Annotated in this window: 7 protein-coding genes; all 7 read right to left on the minus strand. The window is 39.0% G+C overall.

Features of this window, described 5'->3' with window-relative positions:
* Positions 1-446 precede the first annotated feature (446 nt).
* Positions 447-986, minus strand: a complete 540-nt coding sequence (locus Q1R07_RS07125; RefSeq protein ID WP_300487851.1) for a hypothetical protein — start codon at positions 984-986, stop codon at positions 447-449.
* Between the two features lie 9 nt (positions 987-995).
* Entirely contained in the window at positions 996-12,692 is an 11,697-nt protein-coding gene (locus Q1R07_RS07130) for an RHS repeat-associated core domain-containing protein (protein ID WP_300487854.1), read from the minus strand.
* A gap of 5 nt (positions 12,693-12,697) precedes the next feature.
* Complete coding sequence (locus Q1R07_RS07135) at positions 12,698-13,384, minus strand: hypothetical protein (protein ID WP_300487857.1); 687 nt, start codon at positions 13,382-13,384, stop codon at positions 12,698-12,700.
* A gap of 6 nt (positions 13,385-13,390) precedes the next feature.
* The gene (locus Q1R07_RS07140; RefSeq protein WP_300487860.1) at positions 13,391-13,948 is read right to left on the minus strand and encodes a hypothetical protein; all 558 of its coding nucleotides are present in this window, start codon (positions 13,946-13,948) and stop codon (positions 13,391-13,393) included.
* Positions 13,949-13,959: 11 nt separating this feature from the next.
* Positions 13,960-20,055 carry a hypothetical protein gene (locus Q1R07_RS07145; RefSeq protein WP_300487862.1) on the minus strand — a complete coding sequence of 2,032 codons (6,096 nt, stop codon included), beginning with the start codon at positions 20,053-20,055 and terminating at the stop codon, positions 13,960-13,962.
* Entirely contained in the window at positions 20,052-20,654 is a 603-nt protein-coding gene (locus Q1R07_RS07150) for a hypothetical protein (RefSeq protein WP_300487865.1), read from the minus strand. The genes Q1R07_RS07145 and Q1R07_RS07150 overlap by 4 nt, the downstream gene beginning before the upstream one ends.
* Positions 20,655-21,107: 453 nt before the next feature.
* Positions 21,108-21,647, minus strand: a complete 540-nt coding sequence (locus Q1R07_RS07155; RefSeq protein WP_300487868.1) for a hypothetical protein — start codon at positions 21,645-21,647, stop codon at positions 21,108-21,110.
* Positions 21,648-21,650: the final 3 nt, after the last annotated feature.

The following is a 21,650-nucleotide window of genomic DNA, read 5'->3' on the forward strand; positions in this document are numbered from 1 at the left end:
AGACACGCTGGACTTAAAATCCAGTGAACAGTAATGTTCGTGCGGGTTCAAGTCCCGCCTTGAGTACAAAAGCTTCAAACTATGTTTGGAGCTTTTTTTGTTTTATATCTGTTTGTATTTTCATACACTCCCCAACAACACAACTCCCCTTCTATATTGAAAGAACAAACGCAAAATCAAGCCAACCTCAACCATCACACAGAACGTTCGGGAATAAACCTTAAATAAGCCGCCAAACACTTTATTTATTCTTTTACATTTATTCTAAAAACTACAACTTTTAGATCTGTACTTTTTTTGATCATATAAATTGTAGTTCCAAAATAGCCATTGACAAATCATTAACTCACGCTCTTTTTAGCAAAAAAAGCCCTAACTATAAGATTAGGGCTTTTAGTTTATTTATTGTAAGCACGGATTGCAAATCCGCGCGATCGGGTTTACCTCTACATTTCACACATCTCTTTCCATATATCTTTAGGACGAGGATCTCCCCAGCCATTTAACTCTTCAAAGCTTGATTTTACTTTTAATTCTGAATCTTTAAAACTTATACCATTGTGTTTATAAATTGCAAGTAGATTAACCAACCCATTGTATGTAATTGAACTATACGAACCAGTGTTACCATATAAATTACCAAAAGCTATTTCAGTTAAAAAATTCATAGCTGAGACAATATCTTGTGGAAGAGTTAAATAAAATCTTCTTAAATCATTAGCTTCTTCGAATGAAAGAAAATCGTATTCATTAAAATCATTATTAGGACTGTCATCTAAAATAGAATAAGGCGCAACTTCATTTACAAATTCTTCTATACTTTCAAGATTACTACCACTACATACTTCCCATAATTTTTCAACAAAATCATTTAAAAACTTATTGGTCAATAACTCAACATTATATTTTTTTAAAAGTTCTTCAAAAAAAATTAAACCAAAGGCCAACCTACCCCTTATAGAAATTATCTTAAATTCATTTTTCATTTATTATCATTATTTGTTTGTTGTATTATTAATATTCTTAGTTGTTATTTCACAATTCTTACATGGTGGAAAATCAGTAACACTACCTCCCTTACTTGGCTTATCTAATTTAACTGTATGTATTTCTAAATTTTGTGTTTTAGCACCATCTTTAAAAGCATTGTTAAGAGCATGACATTCTGAACAATTCTCAACTGCCCATATCTCTTTACTCTCATCCGGCATAATTTTCTTGAGTTCAGGTGTCAATTTTTCACCTGGTTTTATCCCTTTACTCTCACCATAATAATACTTCTTAGTAACCTTATCATAAACAACAGATAATGACCTTGGCAAGTTTCTAACACTTCTTTCAGAAACCACTTCTTTAGCATAATTATAAACAGCTTCTCTTGCCAATTGGCTTGACTTATTTAGAAGAGGTGCTTTAAAAGCTCTTTTCAGAATAATAGAAGCTCCAGCAAATTCAACAGTAAATTGCGTTATTTTTTCAATATCTCGTTCTTGAATTATTTTGGTAATATATTCTGAGCTCTTTATTAATTCTTGAGTTGCTTCTTCTCTTCCTTGAGGCCCAGAACCTCCATTCCATTTCCATGTTTGTACAACCAAATGTTTTGCTTGACCACCCCACCAACTAGGACTTAGTAAATTATGAACACCATTAAGTGTTGCCCTTAAAATTTTACCCTCTGTAGACTGGTCAGTAGCTAAAGCTTCTAAGTTCATACTTCCATCTACAGGAAGTCTTATACCTTCTTCAAGTCCCTCAAGTTCGACATGTTGTATTACTTTATTTCCTGCAAACTGATAAGGTGAATACCAAGGATATTTATTTACAAGTGGATCCGTTGCAAAGAAACGTCCCACTCTAGGATCATGCATTCTAAAGGTATAGTTTAGGGAATTCCCTTCACCTTTAATTTCATTATCCATTTCCTGTCCCTGGAACCCATAACGATAATTCGCTTTGGAACCATGTCTCGCTTCCTGGAGCATTCCAAACGGATAATAATCCGAATAACTAAGAACGTCGGCATTAAAGGCAACTAAACCACTACTTGGAGTATCTTCTTTTTCAAACTCCGGTATCTTTTTATCGTTGATCACCACCAAGACATTACTCAAATGATTGGATAGCTCGTAACGTTTGTCGCCGGTCAAATTTACATATTTTTTATAGGCGATCAGTCCGTTATGCGGATAATTTCCATTGGTCTTATCTAAATAATCCGGAATTCCGTCACCATCGGTATCAATGGCATCGGATGGATTGTGATCTCCGTTCGGATCGGCTCCTTCAATAGCTTCCCAGGTTGCATAACCGTCGCCATCGTCGTCCAGATCCAAATAGTTTGGAATACCATCACCGTCGGTATCATCGTTGGCCAGGTTGTTATCGTTGTTTACATCTTCATAGATATCATACAATCCGTCGCCATCGGTATCCATCAAACACGGCCCTAACACCCGAACCGTACCCGGCGTAACCGTCATCGTAATATTTCCAAATGTGGAAACCGGCGGATTGTTTAATCCCGCACCTACGTTATTGTTAAAATCAAACTCACGAGTTAAGGCATTTACAGGACTTCCAAAATTATAGTTTACCCCACAAATGTCGTATGCTCCGGGCTCCAGTTTAGAATACGGTCTTTCCTGTATATACGCGCCGGACGAAACAACCGGGCTTACCGTAAACGGATAAGGCGTTCCATTTAGTGTTAGCGTACCCGTTAAACTGGTATCACTACCTAAAAGCTGTGTTATCTGTCCGCTATAGTCAATTTCCATTCCTTTTTCGGTCATCTCCTGAGGCGTGATGATCGCATTTGGAAGGTTTAGTACTTTATACTCTTTTCGGGAATTGGTTCCGTTTAGGAATACTTCCTTCGCCAATAACACCTTAGGACTGAATTTATTGTTTGCATAGTCCACATAGAATTTAAGTCCGGTTTTTACATCGCCTTCCTTAATTTGCTGCGGCATCACATAGTTGACCACTTTCAGGTTGTAGATAACAGAATCCATATCTCCCATTGTGAAACCTACTAACATTGGCTGACCGGCATTTGCAGCGGGCTCATTCAATGTATGTAGTAGAATACCATTATTATAGAATTTAATTTTGCCGTTTAGACGTTCTACTCTAAACACATCTCCTACTTTGAACATAATAGTCTCCGCTGGAAATGATGCCGATAGTTGTTGAAGGTTACCATTTTCATACGCTCGAAGCTTACCATCCGAATAACTAAGCAAGCCATAATTAATATTGATATAGTTTGCAACATTTGTACTCGGTTGGTAGGACAATCCTAACATCACCCTATAATTCGATTCCAAGGTCCCGCCAATCGTTCGCTCTACATAACCATTAGCTACCAGCATTTTGGCCGTTTCGCCTCCCGTATCCCAGGCCAGCGGAATCGTTTTGGTAATTTTTCCATTCGCATCAACATTTATATTTTGTGAGGCGGTTAATGGCGGTTTGGTGATCGCATATTGGTTTTCCTGTAGCGGTACCGCATCATAATTGACTACTTTTAGATTATAGATACTCGTATTCTGGAAACACATCAGGAAGTCCGCCACCATTGGTTTACCGGCATCCGGTCCGTCTTCGGTATAGGTATGTAAAATCATTCCATTTTTATAGAAACGGATTTTACCGTTCATCCGTTCAATTCGAACCACATCTCCAATAGCATAACGATCGGCTCCCGAAGGATAATAACCTGTAAACGGATTATTCGTACCGTCTTTATAGCCCAATAGTCTACCATCGTTATACGAGTATATCGCATATTTAATCGTATTGACCGATCCTGACCCTGTTGCACCCGGAGTATCGGTATACGACAATCCCAGGAATACATTATAATTCGAATCCAGCGTTCCGCCAATGGTTCGCTCTACATAACCATTACCGGTTAGAATATTGGCCGTTGCTCCAATAGCATCCCATGTAGGCGCACTGGTTTTCGTAATTTTTCCGGCCGCATCCACCGTAATATTCTGGGTGTTGTACAATTGCGGTTTCGTGATCGTTTCGTTAGCATCGATATACGGAGTACCATTATATTTTACAATCTTCAGGTCATAAATTTTACCCTGATATTTATAGATCGAAAAGTCTCCCAGCATTGGCTGACCAGGATTTGCTTCTGCTACTTCTCTTAATAAAATACTATTCTTAAAATACCTGATCTTTCCGTTTAATCGTTCTACCCGTAATACATCTCCAATGGTATAACTGTTAGAACCTGTCGGTAATGCAATTTCGGTTCCGTTTTCGTAGGCTAATAACAGGTTTTGTGTGGTATACAAGGCATAATTAATCGTACTATAATGCACATTCGTATCGTTATAGGATAGCCCTAACAAGATATAGCCATTTTCCGTCATGGTTCCTTTTATCGTTCTTTCTACATAACCATTACCGGTTACAAGATTTGGTGTAGCGCCACCTGCCGTCCAGGTATTTGGTCCATCGAGTGTTCTAACTATGGTTCCATTACTGTTAATTGCAATATTTTGGGCATTTACAATTTCCGGATTTTTTATAATCGTAGTGGATTTATTGTATTTTACTACTTTTAAATCATAGATTTTAGTTTGACCTCTATACATCGCAAAGTCGACCAACATCGGTTGTCCCGGTTGTGATTCGGTAATTTCTCTTACCAGGGTTTCATTTCTAAAATACTTGATTTTACCTTCTTTTCTTTCGACTCTTAACTTATCGCCAACCGCATAAACATCACCACCAATTGGTAATGTATAACGTAGCCCATTTTCGTAAGCATACAATATACCTCCCGCAGCGGTATAGAGCGAATAGTTAATCGTATTAAAATTTATGTTCGGATCGGAATACGACAATCCCAACATCACATAGTCATTGGATGCCAAAGTCCCTTTTACGGTTCTTTCCACATAACCGTCGCCTGTTAAAAGATAGGGTGACGAACCACCTACATCTCCCCAACTATCGCCAGCTAAAGTTCGGGTAATCGTTCCATCGGCTTCAATATTAAGGTTTGGCATCACATTTAACGGTGGTCGGACAATCGTTTTGTTATCATCGATATACGTACCCTGTCCCATTACCTCAACCTGACCGATTAACGTGGAAGGCGCTGGTGTTGTAGTTTGATCAACTTTGAATTTAGTTTTGAAATTAAATTCATTAAAATTAGGATTAACCCCATATAAATACGGTTCGTTCCACGTCGCATTAGTTGTTGGCGTTACCCGTAAGGAATAAATCTTTAAATCGGAAACACTTAACGGCACACTCGGTATGCTGGTTGTAGCCGCCATAGCACTAGCCTGAGCTGTCATTCCCAACGGCCCTCCACCAATTTCCGGTTTTTTGTATTTATACAAGCCAACCAATTTGTCTTCCAATCCCAATCGGCTGCTACCAAAAATATGGTGTTCTTTTATAGAATAATTTCTGTTATAACCATTTCTGTTTGAAATCTGGACATCTTTATACACGGCCAATACATTCCCCTGCGCATCTCTGGAATAGTAATCGGAGTTGGTAACCGGATCGCCAAAGGAACCATCATAAACACTTTTCGAAATTCGGTTTCCTAAACCGTCATATTCGAAATAGATAATCGTTTGTGCATTATTTTTAAACTTTTCAATTCTTTTAACCTTACCATCGGCACGCCAGTCAATTTTTAACCCTTCGGTTTTATCTTCAACAAGTTGGCCAATCTGATCATAAATATAATTATGCGTATTCAGGTTATTGATGTTATACACAATTCCTAAAGTAGCCAATTGCTGTATCTGATCCCCCAGTTCGTTAGTTGCCAATCCGGAGAAACCTGCTTTATCTTCTACTAAGCGAAGCTTGTTATCACCCGGTAAATAATGGTATACTAATTCATCCATTTTTCGGAAAGCACCATTCTGATCCGGAGCGGTTCTGAGTAGTGTTTTCAGGTTTCCATTTCGATCATACGTATAACTGGAACTATAACTTTCGTTATTCACATCGGCCACTCCAAGAGCATCCGGTTTTATCGCAGCAGATGTCATCCCGGTAATACGGTTTAACTGATCATAGGTATAGCTATTCTTCTGCACATCCAATAAGGCTTCTCTATTCGTACGGATAGCCGTAGTCATCTGTTTGATGTTTCCATTGAACAGATTTCTAGTATTGGCAGCAAGATTTCCATTACGGCTAAACATCAACGGTTTGAAATTTTCGTCTCCTGTATCGTCTGTTGTAATGGCTTTATAGTCGCCGTCAAAATAGTTAAGCGAATAACCAAACGCATCTTTATTGGTATTCAATCGGGCTGCCATTCCATCCTGTCCCATATCATTTTCCGGTGTCGTCAGATTTTCTCCGTTTACCGCTTTTAACCATCCCTGTAAGGTGTAGGCATAATCGATACCTTGTACTTTTTTATCCCCTAACTCCACACGTGCCAACGGACCATGCGCATAGTATTGATAGTTGGCATCATTCTCCCAAACGATACCATCCGGTGATGTTTTAACATTAACAATACGATTATCGGCATCGTATTCGTATTTATGGATAAACTGATCGGTTTTATTTGGCTGATGCGTAACCGTGTTTACATTACCACTGATCAGATCGTAATCGTAGATCACACGTTTAATATGTAATTCACAGTCGTTTTTAAGGGCTAAATTCGTATCGGCGATTACATTTGGATCACAGCTGTAATCTTTTAATGCCACAATATAAGTAACCATTTCTTTTACGTTACCGTGTATATCGTAGTTATATAAGATCGCATTTTGATAATCCAATTCTCCATCCGGAGAAAACTCGTCATAATAAAATATTCCGGTAACACGATTTCTACTCGTTTGTGGATTGTAATTGGAATAGAAGAAATCAGAAGCTCTTTTTTCATCCGGATACATTTCCAGCATAGGATCTTCCCCATAAACCGTACGGACAGCTTCCATTTTCGAAAATCCTATGCCATCAAAACGATTGGCTGTCTGGTTCGTTACTACACTATTGTTAAGAAAGGAACGTATTAATCGCCCTTCATCAGAGATAAAATAGGCACTCCCATATTGATCCGGTTGCGCGCCAACAAAAATCTGACCGGCTTCAATAATCCGTCCCAAATTGTCATATTCTGTATAGCTAAATCCTCTGACTGTGTTATATAGATTGTATTGTTTTTCATTTTGAGACGCAATTATTCGTCCCAAATCATCGTATGCAAAACGCGTTTCACCACCATCCGGTGTTTTTTGCCAAACCAATTGGTTTAACGTATTGTAACGATACTGCGTTTTAAATGTATGCTGTGGCTGTAAAGCCGTATTTTCAGGGGCTGGTGTTAATGGATCAAAGCTGTTTCTATACGTATTGATCGACGCATTTTTGGAATTGATCTCGCTCGGTGTAAATCGTTTTACGCCTTCCGGAGCTACGGTTTGCGTTAAGTTCCCGGCCTGATCATAATAGTATAAGGTATATTGATATTCTTTATCAAAATAGTTCATATCAAATTTCTCCTGAACCGTTGCCATTGCTTTTGTAATGTATTCTTTTATGAATTTTTTACGCAACGATTCCAGATAATTCTCATAGGCTTCCTGCTGATAGGTCTCATTTAAATTTTTGATTAAATGCGTACAGGTACCGTCAGTATCAACCGGCACATTTGGAGAAACGACACTCATCGTCACCGGAGGACATATCCCCGGATTGGCAGCACGATAATCCGTATTTACCCAGTTGTTCCAGTTTAAACGATCGGGATTGTTGGCATTAATCGTATAATAGGCTTTATAGGCATCAATAACTCTAAAGATATTATGAACCTCATCCACGTTATACCCGTAATGCAAATAGGTATTTCCGAACTCTGCAATTGTTCTGAAATTATAGTCGTACGATGACGTAACGGCCAACTGATTACAGTAATATATATAGCTATCAACAAGATACTGTAAATTGCTTGTACAGAAATTGTCAAACTCACCAACTTCAATGGTATACCCCGTAATACGCGGACCATTATTGGGTCCTCCGTGAAGTATAAAGTCTAAGAAATCGGCTTTTTTAGCATCACAGGCAACCGGAGTAACCGTTTGTGGAATACATACGGTACAGTCCCTGTCAATATAATTAAGGTTCGGTTTTGCCCGTGCCGTTATTTTCCCAATAGATCCTGATGTTGTTGGATAGTGAAAGGTAAAAATATCGATGGAACCATTTCCTACAATCGTAACATTACTAAATGGAAACAAACCACTTACTGTAGAAAGATTTACCGTTTGATCTAAAGAAAATATCGTTTCTCCTCCGCGAGACATACCATATCCATATTGTCCACTAATCCACGTTGTCTGAATCGGCGAATTGGTTGGTTCATTAAAGAAAGTAGCCAGATATGAATTTTTATACGACGGTATGTTTTCTAAGCTAACAGGCGTTGTACTTTGTAATTCTCCTGATTGTTTTAACGCATTAATAAACGTTACAAAAGCCTGACGAAATTTGTTTCTTACACTACAATTATGTCCACTTTCAGATGCTGCGTCATTAGGATCCAGTACCTGACCAACCTGATTATTATGATCGGTACTACACGCTCCGATAGCCGCACAGGTCGTTCCGTAAAGGACCACTTCTTTTGTGGCTCCATTTACTAAAATTTCCGCCACTGCTCTATAAGCAAACACTTTATTTTCCGGTACGGAAGCTATTTGATCGTAATAGAATTGTTTGATCTTCGTGATTTTCCAGGTGGTATTGTAATTCGCCCAGGTGTATGTCGATGACTCTACTTTAACCGTAGTCCCGCAAAACGGTTGCGACGGACTAGCGCTAAAGTTAATTGTAAGTGTGTTACTTGCCGTTGCCGTACTAATGTTTAATGAATTTAACGGCACAGTTGTCGATCCTAAGGCTTTAATTAAATCAGGGGTTACATACTGCCCGGTAAAAGGTCGGCTGGACATTGCTGTAATATTCACACTGCTAAATGCGGCATCTTTAAAGAAACCGTTTAAGAAATAATCAAAATCAAAAAGTAACGGACAATTTCCGGTTTGCGCGTAATATTCGTAATCGTTTTGTGCCTGTAACTGATTTAAGGCTGTCAACGGATCCATACCGGAATCATATCCAAAATCTACCGGAATAAAACGTTTTGCTTTTTCTTTATATAAAATACCGCTAGTGCTACCGCAAAGTGACGTTACCGCTATACTATTGATATAATTAAACAAACTGGTTTTCTGAGAGAAATTATCCGTTAGTACATTCGTAACCGAATAATTCAATACACCGCCAATACAACCGTTATACGTACCTTTTTCGATCGCATAAATATTACTAAAAACGTGCTTTATTTTTGATTTTAAACCTAAATAAAGACTTCTGTATGTTTTCCAAAACTGATCTTTTTGATCTTGTGTTAAGGCAGAAATAGACGTTGGAGGAGTACACTGCACCAATGGATTACAGTAAACCATCTGTAAAGCGGCCTCATATAATTTCACGACTGTCGCTGGGTCGTCATGTACCATATAATCGGAATTGATCGCTTCCTGCATAATGCCGATTCGGTAACCGTATAGCGCCGCACTTTCAAAATTGGCTGGCAATTGTTGAAAATACGGATCTAATGTATAAATACCGCTATTCGCTGCAAGCGTACTTCCAATTAAACCTTTACTCACGGCATCATTAAACGTGGTTACGCTTTGCAGATAACTATCGTAGGCATCCGAGTTTAATGAAGTTGTCCCGTTGCTTTTCGTCAGATTACAAATCTCCTTGTTGTACACCAGGTAATTGTATTCCGGGTGGTAGGCAATTAATGACTTTGCCCAACCGGGACCAAAAGCCTCAACGAAGTCGTTATAATTAACCAACTGTTGCGGTCGTACTCTACGAACGTTCTCACCGTTAATGGTTGCCGAAAGCACTTGTCCTGTGGATGCTGGCGTAGTCGTTCCGTTTGCATTTACTACAACATTAACAAAAGCATCATTGCCATCGATATCTTTATAAGGCGTCGTTGGATTTTTCCAGTGATGCCCCGTTACGGTTCCATTTGCATATAATTTGCTCTGCGGATTAAAAACACTTAGTTCAAAATCCGGATTGGGCACTTGCTGTCCTGCTTCATTGGTAATGGTTCCATTTGGATTTCCGTATTGTCCCAAAGGACTAACATCACTCAATAAGGTTTGCTCATTAACTGTACAACTGGAATCATAAAGCGCTTCCGGCGTACACAATTGCACACACTCCTGTTTTAATAATTGCCATTCTCTGAAAAAACGATTGGCAAGACCATTGGCCTGACTCTGATCGATACCCGAATTACCGGTAATCGTTACCACAATCGGCGGTGTAAGTGTTGACGGTAAACTAAACGTACTTACCGGAACACTGAAAAACGTACTTAACGCATTCAGAATATAATTGGATTGCGTGCCCAATGCTGCCGTACAGCTGGTACAATCCATATTACACATATCCAATGAAATGTTCGGAGAGAACTGATTCGGATTGATGTAACAAGGATCGTCTTTATCCTTTAACTTTTTGATATATTCCGTTGCATACGTATTGAGTTGTTCCGCATTGACTTTCAGTTCTTTTGAAAGCGCATAAGAACCCGAAGCCAGCGCCTGATTAAAATCACTTGGATTCGACTGATATGGGAAAGCACTTCCGCTACCACCCAATTTGATTTTTTCAACATTGATCTTATCGACCTGACATTGGTCTTTTAGTTTGATCACCAAATCATATACAAAAGGATAGGTTGGTAGGGTACACGTTGACGGACTGGATGGTGTGAATTGCTGCGTTTGCTTGACATTATAATCAAATTCATAAGCAACATTATCACCTCCAACAGCCAGTTGTTTCGAAACGATATAGCGGTCGTCGTTCCCCGGAAAATTACCGGTTGACTCCAGTCGGTTCTGACTTAGCAGATTATCGTTCATCATACCGTGTACTGGATTATCGTTTGCCGCATCGGTTAATTTGTCCAGATTGTCCTTCGGATCATTGGATAATCCCGTTGCAATTGTTCTTCCCTGCGGATCGATATAACTCACCGATACCTGACCATTCGGATCAATCACGATGTTCTTTTTATAATGTGATACATCACCAACACTATAACCAAACAAACGGTTTAGTTCTTTATCCGTTGGAACCGTATACAAATACCGCATCTCATGTCCCGATCCTAACTGATGGTTAACCCCAACGCCTCCTTTTCGGGCAATACGCCCGGTATTATCCGGCGTGTATTCTACCTGTGAAAAAGGATGATTTTCGGCATCCGGAACGTATTTCTGATTGATACTATTCGGAAAATCGATCAGTCCATTGGCCGAATAATATCGTGCCGCACCCGATCCCAAATCCATTTTATTGATCTGTATATTACAATTTGTCGGATCGGAACTATCATCGAAATCAAAATCCCGGAACGAATACGGCGTACCGGTTTGCGCCATATTGTAGTTTTTAAAATAACGAATACTATTCTCATTCGTCGGAGTTGGCAATACCTCAACAGCAGGTCTTCCCTGTGCATCGTATACTACTTCCCCAACAATTGCATTTTTATCGGTATTGATTTTCGTAACCGTTTGTCGGTTACGCAAGGATCCGTCGAAATAGCTGATCACTTCTTTCTTTTTCCCGTTTTCGGCATAACTAACCTGTAATTGCCAGTTTTTGCTTTTTTCGTGTTCGGATAACTCAGCGACATGAGTCCAGTCGGAAACCTTGGTTTTAGCACCCCCCGTTTCGGAACTCCATTTACCGTAATACTTCCCTTTAAAAACAGTAGGATGCAAACCAACAGCTCTAACGCGATAAATCAAATACCCTTTGGCATATAGTAAGGGGATTTCGTAGGAATTCGATTTGGTACTAATTCGGGTATTGTTTAATTCAAAATCACGATCACTAAAATTGATTGTATTTTTTGCCAGATTAGCAGTCAAATTGGTCGCGGCATACGAATCCACCCAGGTCCATTCCAATTCATATTCGAGTGCCCCTGAAATTTTTTGCCATTCTATTTTAATCGACCCCGGAACCATTGCTCCGGTAGACGAATCCAACTGATTCGTTATGGTTGCCATCGGAATAGGTAACTGATCGGAAACCGTATAATAGCGTTTTACCTTTAGCCCTAAATCTAAAAATATATTTTCAGGGATATAATTTGACGTGGTATTGTTGACCATGTCTTTATATTCAACAGAACCCGGAATCAGGCTGATTTTGATTCCAAATCGGTTTTTAACCTGTAAAAAGTTAACGTCTGTAAACAATGTATTCACAACAGACGCACCATGCGGACTATAGGAAACCGCCAGCGTTTCTTCTCTTGGCGTAACCGATTCGTCTATGGTACCATCCGGCATAAGTGGCGTAACCGTAAACTTTGCCTTAAATTCATACCATTGGTACGGCGCCATCGTATTGTCTACGCGTAAACGGGCATAGCAATACGGGTCTTTATTGTGCTGATTGGCCCATCCGGCTTCGGGATCCAATACCGTAGCCAGCTGTGTAAAGCCGTTTAGTTGAATCGGAGCCAAAGGATAGTCCTTTTCCTCAACCTGTGCCGTAGCAAAAATGGAGAAAAAGAGGGTAATACTAATCAATAACCTGCCTAATACTGTATTCATATTATTTATAATGTTATAGCCTTATAATTTTTTAATTTACCGGTAACGATAAACTTTTTGTCTTTAATCGTGAAAAAATCCTGTTGTTTGATGTCAGGGCATTTCGGATGCTTACCGTAGCGTACTTCCAGTTTCGGATTTTTGATTTTTGTCTTCTTATTCTTGACTGTAAAATCTTTTTCGCCAACAAAATAAAACTCCTGTTTCGCCAGACTGTAATCCGCTTTATTGATATAGATGATCAATCGGTCCATAGCCACCTGAGAATACTTTCCTGATTTTAGCTCACAGATATAATAGGTTTTATCCTGCTTTAAGGAGTAGTCCGGAAACAATTTCAGAAACGATTGCAAGGCAATGGGCGAATTGTTGTTTTCCACTTTACCGATTTGCAGTATTTTCTCCTGATGGTTGATCATAATATTATTCGCTCCGAAACTGGCAAACTCATTATCTTTAATCTGCTGGTAGTTGATCGTATTATTTTTATAGATCGTTCCGGTATAGGTCTCAATCGGTTTGGTAGCTGTTGCCGTGCTATAAAAATTATAGATGGACTGATAACAATAACTTTTTTCGGATTTATATTTTTTTTCAACCTTATCAAACAGTTCTTCCACTGCTTTTTTTCCCTGCGAAAAAGAAGGAAGTGCTATAACGAACAGTAAATAGAATAGTAGCGTCTTTTTCATGAGCATTTAATTTTGTTTAATACTGTTACTTCTTGTTTCCTGTATGGTAAACACTCCTTTTTCGGTTTCTTTTTTAACCCGGATTAAACCGCCTTCCAGATCGTATTCGTAAAAGGTGGCGTAATTGTTTTCATCCAGTTCGGCCATCAAACGTTGGGTTTGTTCATCGTAAACAAAACTTTTCATCGATCCGTTATACGGGTGAAAACGGATGTCATCGAAATAACATTCGGTAGCAGTATCCGAGCAAACCAGTTCTATTTCGAGTCTCGGAACGGTCGCGGGTTCAAGAAAAACGATATCCACCTCACCGGCAATAAGCTGCCAGCCATCGATGATTTCGCCAACCGGATGTAGGGTTGCCATCAACGGCGCCGACGTATTGGTCAGACTTATTTTAATCGATCCTGTATAGGTCAATTGTTGCGTGGGATGAATTTCTTTGATCCATCCACTTACCACATATTTACCCGGAGTGGGTTGAAATGAATTCGTAAAGTCGGAATACTGTGCATTTAATTTTACACTTATCAATAGCACAAAGAATAGAATATATCGTATCATCTGAATGTAATTTAAAAGTTAGTGCAAGTATCTGCTGCTATAGTATAATAATATAAATTTCCACTATTATGACAGTGAAGACGTACACAACAAGTCGTATTCCCCATACTCACCGTTAACTCTTTATAGCTTCCTAATGAGTTCGATGGAGGTTGCTGACCAATCTGAGGTGGTCCACTAGGGAATGATCCCGACACGCAGATATATACTATTCGATTGTTATTCGGATCTACTGTAATATTAGTAATGTCTATCGGATCGGAATTAGGACCTATATAACTGGCTATTATATCGGTAGCTGTAATAGCTGCCGGGAATGTTAGCTTTACTCTTTTTGTGTTTTCTCCTAAACAACTTCCTTCTGATCCTACTATTTCAAATGTATAGGCACAATTTGCCGGATCCGTACTAGGCGGCGGCGGACAAGTCTCCTGGCGAACAGAAGCCGGAGCGGTAATCATTTCCCGTACTAATTTAACCGACTGACCCGTGGCTACTTTGATACTTCTCTTTCCGGTGTGCGAATGATTTGTCGAATAGTTTGTATTAGTCCCATTAAAACTAAAATGCGGTGGATTTATACTACTTGTTCGGCGTGTTTCTTCGAAACCATCAAACCCCATTTCCGAATATTTTGAATTCGAAGCCACTGCCATTGGCAACGTATAATTATAGCCATATTGCGCGGCGCTATATCGTTTTAAAGCATCTTTATTTTCCAGTTCGGTTCCATACGGGCTATATAAGGTGATACTACTCGCACTTTTCCAATTGGTCGTATTGGCCGTCCATACACCATTGGCAAGTATATAAAAAGGTACAAACTTCGCAAAGAAACCTTCATTTCTTGGATTGTTTACCGAAGTCGTTGCGGCATTTCTACTCGTTAAATAGGCATACGATTCCTGAGCTCTCCAATCGCCTTTGATGTTCCATAGGTACGGATTTACCCGTACCGCATAAGGGTATTTCGGGTTCCCTTGCCCATCAACAGCGCCACTTGTCGCAGGATCCGGATAATATGGTAAATTATGTTCCGATTGTGGTTTCCAGTAATCGTTATACACCACGGCACTGGCATTTAGTATTCTCGGGTTCGTACCTGACGCGCCATCATACTGTAAAACACTCTGATCCAGAAATCCGATCTGATTCCCAGCATCTGTAATCGTAATCGGATTCTTCATCAATGTAATAGAAGCCATCGAAGCCGCCTGTAAATTTCGATATCCGGAACGCATAATTTTAAACGGAATACCGTTATAGGCCGAACATTTGTTAAAGTAATTCCCATCTTTATCCATTAAAAGAATTCCGGTACTACCATTATTAGAAGCAAAACCAACCACCCAAAGTCGGTTGACAAATAGTGGTGTTGATGGAACTGCGGCCAGTGCCTGCATTTCTCCTTCAACAGGCTCTAATGTTGTGGCGTTTTTAAGATATAACTCATCACCCAAATGGAAATATTGGTTTACATCATATCCTAAACCAAGCCAGAAATACGGTTTGTCTGTTGGTGCACTTGAACCTCCTACAACAGTAGCCGTCAAATTCGGATGAATTTTTAATTGCCCTTCAATACCAATATTGGTACTGGCCAATCCCATACCGTCGTATTTCCAGTAGGCCGGATAGGTAAAGGCATAGTATTGGTCGTTATATTCATTTGTGGTTTGCGTCAGGATCACCTCACCGGAACTCGCATCCCACGCCAGGTTTTTGGTTGAAACACTTGATCCCAGATCATAGGCAATTTTCTCCACCAGTATTCCGGTTTTATGAACGTGTTTTGTGGTGACAGCCGTTCGCAATAAATTTTCATTATACGAATATTTAGGAAGTATTGTCGGCACAAATCCCGGGAACAATGTGAATAAAAAGGCTCCGAGATTTCCGTCGAAACCAGCTAATTCCGATTCGGAACGGCTTTCGTTAAAATCATTGATCATGTCATAATCCACGCCGAGTAATTGTTTTCTTACCTCTCCATTTTTATTAATGGTCTGTAGGTTATTATCCAGATTACCGTTTGCATCGACATTATATTTATAAACAACTTTCGAAATCGGTTGATTGTTTCCTTCGGCATATACCTCCTGCGATTTTACTTTACCATTCATATCGTTGGTTTCGACCGAATAACCCTGTGACATCGTTAAGTGGCTGCGCATCATAAAGCTGACCAATTGCGTAACAAAGCCCATAAGTTGATTCGGACTCGGTATATCACTTTTTACATCCGGATCGGTAAAATCAACTTTTGTAGGGAAATCATACGAGGTATAATGTCGGGTGACTACTTTTCCGGTGGCATGTCTTTTAACCTCTTTATTGCCCTCTTCTCGCGGCAGGTTTTGTACCGTTACCTTCGAATAAGTTACCCGTGGTGCCGGGAAGAAGTTTTCCCCGAACGGTTTTTCCACATAATTATTTTCTCTTGGTGCCGATATGTTTTGCGCATAGCTACCACTTTTAGGATATAATGGTTCTAAAAGGGCATTTTCGGCACTTCCGTTTGGCTCGTATGTCGCTATTCCACTTGATTTTTTATTATTCCCTTTACTATCACCATCATCATCATACGAATACGTCTGACCATATTCCATACTGGATAAGTCGGTTCCACCGGATGGATTACTACTTAGCATCGATCCCCATTCGTCGCTCAAACGGATGGATTTCACCCGAAGACCGCCACCCAGTTTTCTTCCCTTACTGTTTTCAAGTCGGATCCAGGATTTATCGGTTTTAAAAATTCGGGCACAACCTTTTCTTTCCAATTCCTTGTTCGGTCCATCGAAAATTTTGCTAATGGATTCAATACTACCCAACAGGTCGTTTACGATAGAAACAAAATTGGTATTACTATTATCGCCACCGATACTGTATACAATTCGGTTTAAATAGGTTCTACCAAAACCCCAACCGGTTTTAGCAATTGGATTTACATTCTCAGGGCCACTTGAACCATCCCGGTTTAACATTTTTAACGGAATAACCGCTATAGTACCGTGATTCGGATTAGTAACCACATTTATTTGTTCCGGATCTCCAATCTCGAAATACCCGGAAACATATTCATATTGCGAATCATTAGCCGTCATGTTCATCAGAAAACGGAACTGAATCGCTTTGTCTAAATTTTCCCGTAAACAATTATCAACAAATTGCTGTTTTGTACTGATCGAATCAGCAGCATTAAGTTTTACATAGATATATTTGTAATGCCCATTTTCATCGTATAAGGTATTTTTAATATCGCCAGAATCAGGGTTCGACTTCTTTCCAGCACCAATAACCTTAAACATCTGCATCGCTCTTTTATTTTGAACGTACTGATAATCGTCGCTTTCCGTTTCGATAGCAATTACACCACCCGATGGTAACTGAACCGATTTTAGCGTCCAGGCTCCGGTATTGTTATCGGCTATTTCTTTACTTCCCTGGTCTACAAAAGGATATTCGGTATTGGACAATGCTGAATTAAGATTCCCACTTCCGACCGGATTCACTTTATAATTCCCCCAAACATCAAAACCTTTCGGGTCGTAGTCCGGGTTATTAACTGGATCGTTTGTAATGGTATAATTATTCGGTTTGTTTTTTGATTTTTCCAATCCGTAATTGAACACATAAGGCGTATATCTTCCCATGTTGGAATCGCGGTAGGTAAAAAACACCCGTTTCAACGTTAGCTTTCCTTTTCCCGGAGCCAATGAGTTTGGCGTGTTTTTACACAACGAATAGTCATAGTCAAAATGGGCTGTTTTAATCGGCTTGATAGCGCTGTTAATCCCCGGATCGACAATAACACCCGATGCATTGGTTACTTCCGGTCTGGAATACAATCGGATGGATTTGATTCGTTTCATTCGCCCGGCACCGGCACCGCCCTGTTCTCCGGCAACACCTACAGCATCATCTCGGTTTTCCAGATCAAAGAAAGCCACATGTGTTTTGGTACTGATTTTATCCAGATAGGTCAACTCTTTAATCCCGTAGAGATACGTTCCTTTTTGATCGTCCTTATGTGAAATCAATCCTTCGTTATAGGTAGCCGTATTCGCCTGGAAAGGAATTCGCCATTTATAATCACGAACCGTAGTATAATCAAATTTTGTAAACGTTCCCAAATCGTTAAGACTAGGACCATCGCCATCCACATCTTCATAATCGGCCGATAAAACCGAAGTGATCAAATAACTATGCGCATACGGCGGCGTTGTAATTTTATTCAGGAATTTATCACTTCGACTGGTATTATTCCCTGAGGTTGTACCGTTATAGGGCACCAATCCGTTTGTGTTATTTCCGGTTTGGCCGGAAACATCAAACGTAGCTTCCACTTTTCTCATGTTATAGGCTGTTCTTCCATATACATAAGTAGAACCATCGGTTTGCAACACCTTAATTCCAGCGGTATGGTGCACTTTGGCACTGTCGTTTTTTATAACAAAAGGATCGCCTGCCGTTTCTTCGGCAGTTACTTTATGAACCAGCTGATTTCTCAGATAACGTTTGGTTCTTTTAATTTTCGAATCGATAACATGGGAAACGCCATTATAACCTTCATAATACTTATTGGTTGTCATCCGGTTTTTGGTTCCACCGTCTAATCCGATTCGCAAGGCTTTTTCCTTATGGATTTTATTAAGATAGATACTTTGCTCCGGATCCACAACGGTGCTTCCCACCAGTTTGTAGGTTACCGGTTCATATTCCATTTTTTTTGTATCCGTACTGCTTTCATTAAAATATTGCAGTACGTTATTATTGCTTACCCATCCGCCTGTAGTACTCGTTGAAGGCGCCACTTTAAAGTCGACACCTGCGTGCGCTATATTTCCAACTCCAAATTCAGCTCCTAAACTTGCTCCTTCGCCATAATCCGTAACCTTATCATTATACAGATAACTCACCTGAGAACGGTATGGGCGGAACATTCCCGACACACCTTGTCCGTCAATATTATAGATATCGTAGGTATAGTTTGTAACCGGTAAAGCCGTAGTATTTTCGGTAACGGTTCTTTCGTTTTCGCGGTTAAAGTCCAAAACACCGGCCTGAGCTCTTTTGTATTCCGTATTTTCATAACCGAAAGCTTTCTCTTTTCGATTGCGGTATTGCGAAGCCACTTTCTGATACGATCCATAACCCGATATTTGTCCCTGGAACTCCGTTAAAAAGAATTCACTACCAAAAGCTCCGTTAAAGGTAAAATTTGTATTTTCGAAACCTACCCGTTTACTCGGCGTATAGCTCATATCATTAAAAGAAACACTTCCACCTAAAGCTCCTGCTGCCTTTGTTTTTGAAGTGACCGTCGTTTTTCCATTTTCCGTTTTCGAATATAGATTACTCATACGCTTTACACTAGCAGACAGGTTTAGATTTTCCACCCCTTTTCTGCTACTGAATCCCAAACCTATCGTTCCGGTACCCTTTAAACTTTCGGAAGTTGTATTCGTATCAAACTTTTCTTTTAATTTCGCCGAGATACTAACCGAAGGATTCACACTGGCTCCTTCTGTAGCGGAACCGGTAAAATTTAAGCCTACAGCTACATTTTCACTTAACTGGAAGCTAAGTCCGAAGGATGGTTTAAAAGTAATTCCTTCATAATTGTTATATTGCACCCCAAGCCCTACTCCGGGTTTAAAGGCATCGTAACCGGCATAGGCCGCATTAAACCCAAAATAAGTTCCAACGGTAATATTATCTCGTAAATCATTTTCATACCGAACCTCATCACCTCTAAAATCATCGGGTAATCCACGTACTTGTCGTTCGATTTGTCCAACGTTTAAATTCCATCCAAGACCTACCCACGAGGCTTCCTGATCGGTTGTGATTCCGGCATTATAGGATAAGTTTAGCGGATATCCGCCTACGTCCATAATAGGGATATTATAATTAAAATCGCCACTGGCCAGATCCACCATATCCGAAGTTCCTATAGGTGTAAAGGAATTAAACTCGGGTTGTGTCGGACCACTGGTTAAAGCGTACATATGGATGGGTTGTGTGATTTCGACAAAAATCATCAACGCTAAATACCATGCGACAACTTTAGTAAACTTGCTGTTTCGGATTTGCTTTATCATAAGGCTATTTCTGTAAATGGATCTTTAAACTGGAATTTCAGGGTACCTTTTTTAAAAAGGTTATCTTTATAAATAAGTTGAATTTTGGCATTGGGATCAATGTTCGAAAAGAACAGCATCACTTTCTGATAGGGTGTGATTTTATAACTTCTTTCGAATAAGGCTGCCGAACAGGGAATGGTATCTTTTTGATTGACTACGACCATAAAATCTCTTTCAATCGAAAACGACATGTATTTCACGCCATCTTCATAGGAGATACCGGTATTTTCCGAATCTAAAATATCTTTTTCGTTTTCCTGCTGGAAGGTAAATTCGATAACCCGTTCGCGTTTGTTCTGTTCATAGAGGGAATCGACAAGAATTAAATTCTCATTTCCTTTGTCTTTTAACAGGTAATACTGAATGGGTACTTCGGTTGCGGTAAAGTCGATTTTATCCACTTTCTGATTGTAGACTTTGGATTTCCAACCTATTTTTTCAAGGTTAAAGTAACGTTCCCGGATTTCGGAATCGTCAATGCTTCCCTTTTTATCTTTAGCACAAGATAAAAGCAGCAGTAAAGGGCAAGCAATAAAAAATAATTTAACTATTTTCAAGGCTTTAATTTATAACCAAACAATTACAATTTACTTGTAGGTTGTAAAAATTGATCTTTCACTGGGCGCTGAAAGGATCAAACGGGCGCAAAAGTATTATTTTTTATATAAAGAATGTTTCTATATTGTAGTGAAAAGTTTATTTCTTTACAAACACCACCTAAAATAATGATTTATAGTATTTTATAAAAATCATTTTAAAGCGATTATTTAAACAACAAACAGATTTTTACAACGAAAACTCTACGACTTGTTATACCGCTGTTTTTTCTTTAAAAAAACGCGGATTGCCTTATTTTTTTTCAAGCTGTATCAAAAGGTCGGGATAAACATTTCATTTCGTAATAATTTTCTGAATTTATTTGCTCTGAATTTTAAAAATAAAATTTAGAGGTAAAAGCATAAAAAAAGCGAAGCTTGAAGCTTCGCTTTTTTTATCATATAACATATCGATTAAATATCTGCTAGATAATGCTCCATTGCATCATCATCATCTTCTGGTTCTTTATAGCGTTCAATCATTACTGGTTTCTTTAAGGTTTCAAAAGAAATATCTTTTAGACCTTGAGCGGTTTCAAATTTCTTTTTAACCAGCATATCATCACCAAAAGTATAATTTTTTACAATTTTTAATTCACCATTAATTTTAGTAATAAATATACTTTCACCATAAAGTAAAAACATATCATTCGGATTCTTACCAGAAATATATCCAACATAGACATCTCCATAAACATCATCCTGATAATAACTTATCTTATATATATATCTAGGATTTCTTGGTTTTGCGTTTGCCCATCTTTCATAAAAATCTTCGCTATCCAACTCCTTCAAAGGAATCAAACCAAATTTATTGTGTAACTCTTTAATGCAAAAACTATTCATTAAGTCAAGTTTTTCATTATAATATTCTAAACTCGGTTTTACAGAAGCCTCAGTTGCAACCACTTCTGCCTTAAAAAATTCATCAATAAATTTTTTTATTTCTTCCATATA

It is taken from the genome of Flavobacterium sp., from assembly GCF_030146175.1.
Lineage (GTDB): Bacteria > Bacteroidota > Bacteroidia > Flavobacteriales > Flavobacteriaceae > Flavobacterium.